The following is an 11,726-nucleotide window of genomic DNA, read 5'->3' as shown; positions in this document are numbered from 1 at the left end:
GCGCCCGCCCGCTCAGTCCTGGGGCCTGACGAGTTCCTTCAGCCGGTCCAGGTCCTGCGGCGTGAATCCGGTGGGCCGCATCACGGCGTTCCAGCCGTCGACGTACTCGGCCTTGTACGTGTGCCCGTGGCCGTCCGGCACCCCGGTGGAGAACGGCAGGTCGGCGGTGACCTGCCAGAACGTCACGAACGGGATCCACACCATCGCTTCGAGCACGTCGCCGCCCGGCGCTTCGCCGATCCAGTCGGGTTCGGAGAGCAGCAGCTCCGGGCTCCACCAGACGATCGGGTCGGACGGGTGCATCAGGTACAGCACCCGCGTGCCGTCCCACGGCCGGTCCGCCGGCGGGATCCCGGAGGCCGGCCCGTCGGTGAAGCGTACGGTCCGCCCCTCCTTGTAGACGGGCTCGATCTCCGGGCTGCCGGGCTCGCGCTGGTCGCTGAACTCCCGGAACAGGACGTTGAAGTTGGGCGGCCCGGCGAAGAGGGTGCCGGCGGTGCGGTTGCGCAGGTCGTACTCGCCGCTGAAGGCCGTCTCGCCGCCGAACGAGCCCAGGCTCTCGCCCGCCACGAACAGCCGCGGCCGCCGGTCCTGGGGCAGCCCGGACCAGACGTCGTACACCGCGTCGAAGAGCTCGCGGCCGGCCTCGCGCGCCTTGGACTGGTCGACCAGGTACGACAGCCAGGACGGCAGGTACGAGTACTGCATCGCGACCGTGGCCGCGTCGCCGCCGCCCAGGTACTCGAACGTGTCCACGGCCGCCGGGTCGACCCAGCCGCTGCCGGTGGTGGTCATGACCAGCAGGTTCGTCCGGTCGAAGCCGCCCGCCCGCTGCAGGTCGGCGACGGCCCGCTCCGCCCGGTCCTCCGCGCTGCCGGCCGTGTCCAGGCCGGCGTAGGCGCGTACGGGCTCCCGGGCCGTGCGGTGCGTGAACGCGCTGATGTCCGCGGCGGTCGGACCGCTGCCGGTGAAGGCCCGGCCCTGGCGGCCCAGCGTGTCCCACGGGATGAGCGAGCCGGGGCCGCCGGAGCGCAGGGTGGAGGTCGGCTGGTGCACGCCCTCCGGCGTCTCCGTGTCGCGCAGGGAGAACGCCTCGTTGGCGGCGTTGACGAAGCCGCCCAGCAGCACGCCGCTGAACACGGACCAGGCCAGGCCCGCCACCACGAGCCAGCCGACCACCTTCGTGGCCTTCGCGCCGATCCAGCGCCCGAGGAGGCGGACGACCCAGTGGTACGCGCGCCGGAGCCCGCGTCCCGCGTAGAGGAGCAGCCAGAAGACGAGCAGGGCGATGAACGGGCAGGCGACGGTGGCGAGGACGCTGAACTCGGTGACGCCCATGAGCTTGCGGATCTCCCGCTGCCAGTACTGGCCGAACCCGAAGGCGAGGCCGAAGAGCACGACGGCGGTGATGATCAGGACCTGCCACGACCGGTGCGTGGCGGGCCGCGCCTCCCGGTCGGCGAACGCGCGCCACACGTACGCCGCGACGACGCCGAGCCCGTACCCGATGGCCCCGCTGATGCCGCAGATGAGGCCCTGGAGGACGCCGCCGCGGGGGAGGAGCGAGGGGGTGAACGACAGGCAGGCGAGGAGCAGGGCACCCCAGCAGCCGGGCAGCGTGAGGCTGATCCACCGGCGGCGCCTGCGGGAGAGCGGGGGCGGGGATTCCGCGGCGGGCGCCGCTCCTTCGTGGCGCTCCGTTCCCTCGGGCCGCGCCGGCTCCTCCGGGGGCTCCGGTTCGTCGGGAGGCCTCGGCCGGTCGGTGATCATCGCGCGCCCCCGGAGCGCCTGGCCACCCACTTGCCCAGCTCCCACAGGACCAGCAGCACCAGCGCGGCCAGCACGGCCCAGCCGAACTGGCGGGCGTCGATCCGGGTCGTCCCGAGCAGGTTCCGGAAGCCGTCCAGCTGCGTCACCATCACGGCGAGCACCAGCTGGGCCAGCGCCACCCAGTTCATCTGCCGGCTGTCGAAGGTGGCGGGGGTCAGCACCGACTCCGTCTCGCTGCGGCACTCGAACGCCGCCACGATCAGGCAGAGGGAGAACGCCGTGAACGCGATGGACTGGCCGGTCTCCACGCCGTCGAACAGCTCCTCGCCGAGCGTGACGAGCCCCAGCAGCAGGACGGTGACCGCGAGCCCGGCGAGGCCGACCGTGACCAGGACGGGACGGGTGAGCACCGACTCCCCGCGGGGGCGCGGTCTGCGGCTCATCAGCCCGGGGCTCTCCCGGTCGAAGCCGAGCGCGAAGCCGAAGGACGCGTTCACCACGAAGTGGATCCACAGCACCTGCGGCGGGGTGAAGGGCTCGCCGGCCGCGATGTCGAACACGGTGGCGCCGAGGAAGGTGAGCACGAACGTCACCAGCAGGAGCAGGACGAACCGGATGTACTTGGTGAGGTTGTCGTAGATCCTGCGGCCCTGCCGCACGGCGTAGACGATGGTGGCGAAGTTGTCGTCGGACAGGATCATGCGGCCGGCGTTCTTCGCGACGTCCGTGCCGCTGCCCATGGCGATCCCGATGTCGGCGGCCTTGATGGCCGGGGCGTCGTTGACGCCGTCCCCGGTCATTGCCACGACCTCGCCCTTCTTCTTGAGCGTCTCGGCGAGCATCACCTTGTGCTCCGGCGCGACGCGCCCGACCACGCCGATCCCGTCGATCCGGGCGAGCTGCTCCTCCTCGCTCATGGCGGCGAACTCGGCGCCCAGGACCGCCTCGCCGGGGATCCCGAGCTGACGGGCGATGGCGGCGCCGGTGGTGACGTCGTCCCCGGTGACCATGCGGACCCTGATGTGCGCCGCCTGGGCGCCCGCCACGGCGTCCTTCGCCTCCTCGCGGGGCGGGTCGACCATGCCGACGAGGCTGGTCACCCGCAGGTCGGTGACGTACCCGAGCAGGTCGCCCGCCGGGTCGAACCCGGCCGGGTCGAGGTCCCGGGTGGCGGCGGCCATCACCCGGCGCCCCTCGCCGCCCATCCGCTCCGTCTGCGCGTCGGCCCGTTTGGCCAGGGCGGCGTCCCAGGGGATCGTCCCGCCGGCCGCCAGGGCGGTCGCCGCTCGTGCCGTCACCGCCGGGACCGCGCCCTTCACGAAGCACCGGACGACCTCCCTGCCGTCGGCGCCGGTCGCGGAGTGGAAGGTGGCCATCAGCTTGTAGCCCGGGTCGAACGGCAGCGTGGCGAGCCGGGGGAGGCGCTCCCTGGTGGCGTCGGCGTCCAGCCCGGCCTTGTGCCCGAGGACCAGGAGCGCCGCCTCGGTGGGGTCGCCCACCGGCACGCCGTCCACCAGCTTGGCGTCGTTGGTGACGAGGTACGGCAGGACCGCCTCCTCCACGCCGGCCGCGGCCCCCGCCGCGTGGTGGACCTGCCCTTCGAGCCCGTAGCCCGTACCGGAGACCGTGTACCGGTCGGTGGGCGTCACCACCTCGACGACCGTCACCTGGTTCATCGTCAGGGTGCCGGTCTTGTCGGAGTTGATCGCCGAGGTGAAGGCCAGCGTCTCGACCGACGGCAGCTCCTTGACGATCGCGTTCCGCTCGGCCAGGTTGAGGCTGCCGACGGACAGGATCGCCTGCGTCACGGTCGGCAGCGCCTCCGGGATCGCCGCGATCGCCAGCGACACCGCGCTGACGAACAGGGCGTCCCACGCCTGGTCCCGCTGGCGCCCCAGCGCGAACATCACGATCATGGTCAGGCCGGCCGCCGCGGTGATCCACAGCGTCAGGGTGTTGAGCTCCCGGGTGAGCGGCGGCACCTCCTTCTCGGTGGCCGACAGCATCCCGGAGATCTTGCCGAGTTCGGTGTCGGCACCGGTCGCGGTGACGACCAGCACGCCGTTGCCGTGCGTCACCGGCGTGTTCATGAACGCCATGTTGGTCCGGTCCCCGGGCGTCGGCAGCGGCCCGGCCAGCGCCCCGGTGTCCTTGGCCGCGGGCACGCTCTCGCCGGTGAGCGCCGACTCGTCGATCTGCAGGGCACTGGCCTCGACGATCCGCCCGTCCGCCCCCACCTGGTCCCCGGCCGAGATGAGCACGATGTCGCCGACGACCAGCTGCTCGGCCGGGATCTCGGCCTCCACCCCCTGCCTGCGCACCCGGGCCGTGGCCTTGAGCATCGACTGCAGCGCGTTCATCGCGCTCTCCGCCTTGCCCTCCTGACGCAGGCCCACGACCGCGTTCAGCAGCGTCAGGACGACGAGCAGGACCGCCGTCGTCCACTCCTGGATGAGCAGGGAGACGATCGCGGCCGCCACGAGCACGAGCTGCATGTAGCTGCGGTACTGGGCGAGGAAGCGGCGCCAGGCCGGGACCCGCCGCTCCTCGGGGAGCGCGTTCGGACCGTGCGCCCTCAGCAGCTCCGCCGCCCGGTCGGCCGACAGGCCGGCCCCGGGATCGACGCCGAACGCGCCGAGGACCTCGGCGGGCGTGCGCGCGTACCAGTCGTACCCCGCCGCCCCGTGCGCCCCTCCCAGGGCAACCGGCCGTTCCGTCATGGTCCCGCCTCCGATCCGTGGCCTGTTCATTGTCGGCGCGCCCGCCCGACTTCGCCTGCCGGAGCCGGGGCGGCCCGCGCCGTGCCGACGGCGGGACCGCAGCAGGTCAGCGCGGGGGCGCGGCGTGGCGACGGGTACCGTGCGGGGTGATGGAGCACAGGCGGGCCGGCCGCCGAGACGCGGAAGGACCCCACCCTGAACGCCCAGCTCGCGGAGGCGCTGTCCGCGGCCCTGCTCGTCCTCGTCCTGGTCTGCGCCGTCGTCCGCCCCTTCGGCCGGCCCGAGGCGGTGACCGCAGTCCCGGCCGCCGCGCTGCTCGTCGTCACCGGCGCCATCTCCCCCGACGACGCGCTGGCCGAGGCCGAGCGCCTCGGACCGGTGACCGGCTTCCTCGCCGCCGTGCTGGTCCTCGCCAAGCTCTGCGACGACGAGGGGCTGTTCCAGGCGTGCGGGGCGTGGATGGCGCGTACGGCGGCGGCCCGGCCGCGCCGGCTGCTGGCCCAGGTGTTCCTGGCCGCCTCCGCGATCACGGCGGTGCTGAGCCTCGACGCCACGGTGGTGCTGCTCACCCCGGTGGTGTTCGCCACCGCCGCCCGGATCGGCGCCCGTCCCAAACCACACGTGTACGCCTGCACCCACCTGTCGAACACGGCGTCCCTGCTGCTGCCGGTCTCCAACCTCACCAACCTGCTGGCGTTCGCGGCCAGCGGCCTCAGCTTCACCCGGTTCGCCGCGCTGATGGCCCTGCCGTGGGCGGCGGCCATCGGGGTCGAGTACCTGGTCTTCCGCCGCTTCTTCGCCACCGACCTCGACGCCGGGGCGGAGGCGCCCGCCGCCGTCGAAGCGCCGCCGCTGCCCGTCTTCGCCCTCGTCACCGTGGGGTGCACGCTGGCCGGCTTCGTGGTGACCTCGGCGGTCGGCGTCGACCCGGCGTGGGCCGCCCTCGCCGGGGCGCTGGCCCTCGCCGTACGCGCCCTGGCGCGGCGGCGCACCACCCCGCGGGCCCTGCTGGGTGCCGCCTCCGTGCCGTTCCTGGCCTTCGTACTGGCGCTGGGGGTCGTGGTGCGAGCCGTGGTCGACAACGGGCTCGACGACGTACTGGGGCGGGTGGTCCCGGACGGCACGGGGCTGCCGGAACTCTTCGTGCTGGCCGCGCTGGCCGCCGTACTCGCCAACGTGATCAACAACCTGCCGGCGGTCCTCGTCCTGCTGCCGCTGACCGCCCCGCTGGGGCCGGGGGCCGTCCTCGCCGTCCTGCTGGGCGTCAACATCGGCCCCAACCTCACCTATGCGGGCTCCCTGGCGACCCTCCTGTGGCGGCGCATCGTCCACGCGCACGACAGTGAGGTGGAACTGAAGGAGTTCACCCGGCTCGGCCTGTACGCGGTGCCCGCCGCCCTGGCCGCGGCGGTACCGGCACTGTGGGTCTCACTGACCGTCATCGGAGGAGGCTGACGCCCGTGCGCGTGGTCGTCTGGATCGTCGAGGGCACCTGGCCCGCCTGTGTGGACGCCGCCCGCGCCCACGCCCCGGCGGACGCCGCGATCGTCCTGTTGCACGTCACCCCGGCCGGCGTACCGGGCGCCGCGCACGGCGCGTTCGCCGGCCTGCTGGGCCGGGGCCACCCGCCGGAGGACCGCCCGGCCGGGGGCTGGGGGAGCGACCCGGGCACCCGCATGGAACACCTTGCCACCGCCTCGGCGGAACGGCTCCTCCGCGACGCCGCCGACCGCCTGGGCCGCCCCTGCACGCGGCGCGAACGCACCGGGCGCGTCGAACGCGAGGTGCTCGCCGAAGCCGGGGCGGCCGACCTGCTGGTCCTGGCCCGCGACGGGGACCGCGCCCACCCCGGCCCGCACGGCATCGGCCCGGCCGCCCGGCACGTCGTCGACCACGCCCCGTGCCCGGTCCTCCTGGTCTGGCCGGACCCCGTACCGCCCGGCCACGCCCCGCGGCCCGGCCCGCCGGAGACGTGACACGGGCGCGCCACCACCCCGGCGGCGCCCGGCGTGCCTAGCGTGGAGGCCATCCCGACCCGGAGGACGCACCGTGCCGACTGACCGAGGACCCCACCACCCGTGGGCGGACCACGTGTCCGTCCCCGCCCTGCCCCGGCTCGACGCCATGCTCGCCGACCTCGAAGAGCTGGTGACCTGCGAGTCGTACTCCGCCGACCACACCGCGGTGGCCCGCAGCGCGCACGTCGTCGCCGAGCAGGGCACCCGGCTCCTCGGCGGGCAGCCCCACACGCTCGTCGTCGACGGCGTCACCCACGTCCGGTGGATGTTCGGCACCACCCCTCGGGTGCTGCTGGTGGGCCACCACGACACCGTCTGGCCGATCGGCTCGCTCACCACCCACCCCTGGTCGGTCGAGGACGGCGTCGCCCGGGGCCCCGGCGTCTTCGACATGAAGGCCGGCCTGGTCCAGATGTTCCACGCCCTGGCCTCCCTGCCTTCGCTCGACGGGGTGTGCGTCCTGGTCACGGGCGACGAGGAGGTCGGTTCCGGCACCTCCCGCCACCTCGTCGAGGACCTGGCGCGGCAGTGCGCGGCCACCTTCGTCCTGGAGCCGTCCGGCCCGGGCGGCGCTCTCAAGACCGGCCGCAAGGGCGTCTCGTTCTACGGGATCACGGTCCTCGGCCGCGCCGCACACGCGGGCCTGGAACCCGAGAAGGGCATCAACGCGGCCACCGAACTCGCCCACCAGATCCTGGCGTTGCGGCAGATCGCCGACACGGTGAACGAGCGCACCGGACCCGGGACGACGGTCACCCCGACCCTGGCCTCGGCCGGCAGCACGGCCAACACCGTCCCCGCCCGCGCCGACCTCAGCGTGGACGTACGCGTCCCCGGCGCCGCCGCCCAGGACACCACCGACCGCCTGATCCGCGCCCTGCGCCCGCACGACCCGGAAGCGAGCCTGCGCATCTCCGGCGGCCCGAACCGCCCGCCGCTGGAAACCACCGCCTCCGAAAAGCTCTTCGCCCTGGCCGAGGACATCGCCGCCCGCCTGGGCATGGCCCCCCTGGGCCGGGCCGCCGCCGTCGGCGGCGGCTCGGACGGCAACTACACCGCCGGCGTCGGCTGCCCCACCCTCGACGGCCTGGGCGCCGTCGGCGACGGCGCCCACGCCGACCACGAACACGTCCTCACCCCCACGATGCCCCCCAGATCCCGCCTCCTGGCCCACCTCGTGGGAGCCCTGCAGTGAACCGCACCTGACGGTGCGTAAATGATCCGAAGAAGAATTGACGGTTCGTCTTTTGTCTTTTTCGGGGCGGAAGTTGAGCGGGTGTAGAAATGGATCTTGGTGGCGGGTTTCGGAATTCCGGGGGGGCGGGTCAGGACTTCGGGATCGTGTTGATGTGGTGGGTGCCGGCGGTGTAGAAGCCGTTCACCGTGTTTTTGATTTCCGTGTGGGAGACGGCCTCGTCGGCCTTGTAGTAGAACCAGTTGACCTTCATGTCCCAGGTGCGCGGGCCGCCGGTGAAGGGGAGGTCGATGAACCAGCTGCTGAAATGGACGTCCATCTTCTCGCGCGGGACGTACTTGCCGGAGCTGGTGAAGAGGTCCTTGCCGTCCAGCGAGTAGGTGACCTTGCCGTCCATGGCGGTGATCATCAGGATGTGCCAGCCCCGGAGGCGCTTCTTCAGGGTGTGGCTGACGCGGTCCGGCGGGTCGGCCTTGTACCAGCTGACGTTGTCGAGCTGCGGCCCGACCGAGCCCCAGCCGCCGTTCGGCAGGTACTCGCAGTCCAGTTCGCTGTAGTTCTCCGACGAGTCCGCGGGTGAGATCGGGAAGAAGGTCTGGACGACGTGGTCGCCGTCGCGGCCGCTGGTCGGTTCGTCGCTGAAGTGGACGCGGGCGGCGAAGGTCCCGGTGAAGAGGTTCCGGCCGGTGCTCTGCACCTCGACCTGGCTCGTGCCCTGCGCGGTGCCGTCGGTGGAGGCGCGGAGCTGCAGGACGCGGCCGCCCTGGGCCGTCGGGTCGGCGGGGAACCCGGCGCCGCCGGACCAGGTGTCCTTGATGCCCGGGCCGCCCCCGCCCGTACGCACCTCCCAGCCGTTGGCGGCGAAGGCGGGGTCGTCGGCGCCGCCGTACTGGAAGTCGTCGAACAGGGTTCCGGGCGGTCCAGTCGGGGTCGGCGGAGTGCTCGGGGCCGGCGCGGCGGCATCGTCGCCACCCGGGGCGCCGGAGCACGCGGCGAGCACGCACAGCAGGGCGGGCAGCGTGAGCGCGCTCCACGCGCGGCGACGAGAGGTGCGGCGGGGCAGGCTCACACGGGCTCCTTGGGGCGCAGAGGCGGTTTCGGAACACGCCCGGATTCGTAAAGATCGATTACTGGTCTGCTGATCGCAGATCCGAAGATCGCGGTCACGTGAGGCGTCATCCTAAAGGCCCCGGAGGCATTCGCCGCCACGGCCCCGTGCGCGGGCGGAACTACCCTCCGGTACGAGAATTTGGCATTTCGATCCGATTACGACGGCCGAGCAGATCACGCCAAATCCAGACAACGGGTCCAAGTCGAATCGGGCCGGTGCACTAGCGTTCGCCCTGCGATCCCGCGGTCTACGTACCCTGCACTGAAAGGCCCTCGCAAGGTGCGCCAAGATTTCAATTTCTTCGAACGCGGATCGGCGTACCAGGCGCAGCCCGACACCCCAGGGCCGAGCCCCGAGGAACCCGCTCCCGCACCCGTGTTCGTCGACCAGTCGGGCACGCGCGGCCGCCTGCTACGGGGCTTCGGCTGGCCCGTCTCGGTGATCGGCGCGGTCCTGGCGGTCGCCATGGGCAGCAGTCTGATCGGCGTACAGGCCGACGCCCCGGCGATGGGCGTGCCGGAGCAGCCCACCTGGGCCCCCGCCCCGCCCACCCCCCTGCCGTCGCCGGCGCGCACCCGCCCGTCAGCGCCGTCCGCATCTCCGTCGCCGTCGCCGTCGACGTCCTCGTACTCGTCCGCCTCCTCCTGACCCACGAAGGCCCGAGGACGGTCCGGCGACGCCCGGGACGACGACCCCCCCCGGCCCGCCAGGCCGGCCCCGCACCACCGATCGCCCGCACCACCCATCTCCAGGAGCGTCATTGTCCCGCCACCAGCGCCGCCGGCAGTCCCTGCTGAGGCCGCGCCGACTGGCCGCGCCACCGCTGCGCTTCTTCATGCCGCTGTCCCTGCTGGCCTGCCTGCTCGCGCTGCTCGTCCTGCGCGGCCTCGCCACCAACGAGGCGTTCCACGACTCCCGGATCGCGATCTCGGTCGACAAGTTCAGCGTCCCGCGCCACCTGCTCAAGGGCGGACCGGTCATCGACGCGCGCGGCAGCCGCAACGAGCAGCCCGTGAGCTACCGCATCCCCGACCGCACCGCCGTACTGAGCTTCGACGACGGCCCCTCGCCGAAGTGGACCCCGAAGATCCTCAAGATCCTCGCGGACCGCGGCGTACGCGCGGACTTCTTCGTCACCGGCGCCATGACCACCCGCGAGCCGGAGCTGATCAGGCAGATCGTCGCCGGCGGCCACGAACTCGGCGTGCACACCTTCACCCACCCCGACCTCGTGTACCAGTCCCACGCCCGGATCAGCTGGGAGCTGGCCCAGACGCAGCTGGCCCTGGCCGGCGTGGCCGGCGTCCACAGCGCCCTGTTCCGCCCGCCGTACTCCTCCGACGCCACGGCGATGGACGACTGGAACTACCCGGTGATCAAGTACGTCGGCGCGCGCGGCTACCTCACCGCGTTCGTCGACCGCGACACCGACGACTGGAAGCGCCCCGGTGTCGAGAAGATCGTCAAGGCTGCGATGCCGACCAGGCCCGGCGCGGGCGCCGTCATCCTGCTCCACGACGCCGGCGGCGACCGCACGCAGACCCTCGCCGCGCTCGGCCAGATCATCGACCGGCTGCAGGCCCAGGGCTACCGCTTCACCACCATCTCCGACGCGCTCGGCGCCTCCAGTGCCACCGTGCCGGTGCAGGGCTACCAGCTGTGGGCGGGCAAGGGGTACCTCTGGGCCACCCAGTTCGCCGTGCTCACCCTGCCCGTACTGGTCGGGCTGCTCGCCGTGGTCGGCTTCCTCAACTTCGGCCGCTTCGCGCTGATGCTGGTCCTCGCCCCCGTCCACGCCCGCCGCGCCAAGCGCCGCGACGCCTGGGGCCCGCCCGTCACCCAGCCGGTGACCGTGCTCGTACCCGCGTACAACGAGCGCGAGTGCATAGCGAACACCCTCAACTCCCTCGCCGCCGGCGACCACCCGATCGAGGTGATCGTCATCGACGACGGCTCCACGGACGGCACCGCCGACATCGTCGAGGCGATGGACCTGCCGTTCGTCCGGCTGATCCGCAAGGCCAACGGCGGCAAGTCCAGCGCACTCAACGCCGGCATCGCCGCCGCCTCGTACGACATCATCGTGATGATGGACGGCGACACCGTCTTCGAGCCGTCCACCGTCCGCGAACTGGTCCAGCCCTTCGGCGACCCGGCGATCGGCGCCGTCGCGGGCAACGCCAAGGTCGGCAACCGCGACAGCCTCATCGGCGCCTGGCAGCACATCGAGTACGTCCTCGGCCACAACCTGGACCGCCGGATGTACGACATGCTGGGCGTCATCCCCACCATCCCCGGCGCGGTCGGCGCCTTCCGCAAGGAGGCCCTCCGGCAGGCCGGCGGCATGAGCGACGACACCCTCGCCGAGGACACCGACATCACCATCGCGGTGCTCTGCGAGGGCTGGCGGATCGTCTACGCCGAGCACGCCCGCGCCTGGACCGAGGCCCCCGCCAGCCTCCAGCAGCTCTGGTCCCAGCGCTACCGCTGGAGCTACGGCAGCATGCAGGCCATGTGGAAGCACCGCGGCGCGGTGACCTCCGACGGGCCGGCCCGCCGCTTCGGACGGCTCGGGCTGCCGCTCATCGTGCTGTTCGGCGTGGTCGCCCCGCTGCTGGCCCCGCTGGTCGACCTGTTCCTGCTGTACGGCGTGTTCTTCGGGGACGCGGCGCTCACCCTCACCAGCTGGGGCGGCTTCGTCCTCGTCCAGGCCGCGCTGTCCTGGTACGCCTTCCGGCTCGACCGGGAGAAGCCCTGGCACCTGATCAGCCTGCCGATCCAGCAACTGGTCTACCGGCAGCTGATGTACGTCGTCCTGCTGCAGTCCGCGATCACGGCGATGACCGGTGGCCGCCTGCGCTGGCAGAAGCTCCGGCGCACCGGCGAGGTCGCCGCACCGGTGGAGGCCTGAC

At 72.8% G+C, this 11,726-nt stretch carries 8 protein-coding genes; 5 read left to right on the top strand and 3 right to left on the bottom strand.

Going from position 1 to position 11,726, the window contains the following annotated elements; translation table 11 throughout:
* Positions 1-12: 12 nt before the first annotated feature.
* Together ACIQUQ_RS16200 and ACIQUQ_RS16195 are read right to left on the bottom strand one after the other, a co-directional pair.
* The gene (locus tag ACIQUQ_RS16200) at positions 13-1,770 is read right to left on the bottom strand and encodes an alpha/beta hydrolase (protein ID WP_403976023.1); all 1,758 of its coding nucleotides are present in this window, start codon (positions 1,768-1,770) and stop codon (positions 13-15) included.
* Positions 1,767-4,490 (bottom strand): cation-translocating P-type ATPase, encoded by a 2,724-nt coding sequence (locus ACIQUQ_RS16195; protein ID WP_403976020.1) that lies wholly within the window; start codon positions 4,488-4,490, stop codon positions 1,767-1,769. The genes ACIQUQ_RS16200 and ACIQUQ_RS16195 overlap by 4 nt, the downstream gene beginning before the upstream one ends.
* A gap of 195 nt (positions 4,491-4,685) precedes the next feature.
* Between ACIQUQ_RS16195 and ACIQUQ_RS16190 the strand changes: the two genes are divergently transcribed.
* From ACIQUQ_RS16190 to ACIQUQ_RS16180, 3 genes are all read left to right on the top strand, one after another.
* Entirely contained in the window at positions 4,686-5,945 is a 1,260-nt protein-coding gene (locus tag ACIQUQ_RS16190; RefSeq protein ID WP_403976293.1) for an SLC13 family permease, read from the top strand.
* A gap of 5 nt (positions 5,946-5,950) precedes the next feature.
* Positions 5,951-6,466 carry a universal stress protein gene (locus ACIQUQ_RS16185; protein ID WP_403976017.1) on the top strand — a complete coding sequence of 172 codons (516 nt, stop codon included), beginning with the start codon at positions 5,951-5,953 and terminating at the stop codon, positions 6,464-6,466.
* Positions 6,467-6,614: 148 nt separating this feature from the next.
* A complete protein-coding gene (locus tag ACIQUQ_RS16180; protein ID WP_403976291.1) occupies positions 6,615-7,703 on the top strand; it encodes a M20 family metallopeptidase in 1,089 nt (362 codons plus the stop codon).
* Positions 7,704-7,833: 130 nt separating this feature from the next.
* Here the strand turns inward: ACIQUQ_RS16180 and ACIQUQ_RS16175 are convergent, their stop codons facing one another.
* Entirely contained in the window at positions 7,834-8,772 is a 939-nt protein-coding gene (locus tag ACIQUQ_RS16175) for a glycoside hydrolase family 16 protein (RefSeq protein WP_403976015.1), read from the bottom strand.
* A 321-nt stretch (positions 8,773-9,093) separates the two neighbouring features.
* Here ACIQUQ_RS16175 and ACIQUQ_RS16170 point away from each other — a divergent pair, with 321 nt between their 5' ends.
* Positions 9,094-9,462 (top strand): hypothetical protein, encoded by a 369-nt coding sequence (locus ACIQUQ_RS16170; RefSeq protein WP_403976012.1) that lies wholly within the window; start codon positions 9,094-9,096, stop codon positions 9,460-9,462.
* A gap of 112 nt (positions 9,463-9,574) precedes the next feature.
* Positions 9,575-11,725 (top strand): bifunctional polysaccharide deacetylase/glycosyltransferase family 2 protein, encoded by a 2,151-nt coding sequence (locus ACIQUQ_RS16165; protein WP_403976010.1) that lies wholly within the window; start codon positions 9,575-9,577, stop codon positions 11,723-11,725.
* Position 11,726 lies beyond the last annotated feature (1 nt).

The organism is Streptomyces sp. NPDC101118 (genome assembly GCF_044759445.1).
Taxonomy (GTDB): domain Bacteria; phylum Actinomycetota; class Actinomycetes; order Streptomycetales; family Streptomycetaceae; genus Streptomyces.
The sequence above is the reverse complement of the archived record's forward strand: the minus strand, read 5'-3'. Positions and strand labels throughout refer to the sequence as shown.

Excerpts from the sequence above, each read along its gene's own strand:
- ACIQUQ_RS16200 (WP_403976023.1), bottom strand. The coding sequence starts at position 1,770 with ATGATCACCGACCGGCCGAGGCCTCCCGACGAACCGGAGCCCCCGGAG.
- ACIQUQ_RS16195 (WP_403976020.1), bottom strand. The coding sequence starts at position 4,490 with ATGACGGAACGGCCGGTTGCCCTGGGAGGGGCGCACGGGGCGGCGGGG.
- ACIQUQ_RS16180 (WP_403976291.1), top strand. The coding sequence starts at position 6,615 with ATGCTCGCCGACCTCGAAGAGCTGGTGACCTGCGAGTCGTACTCCGCC.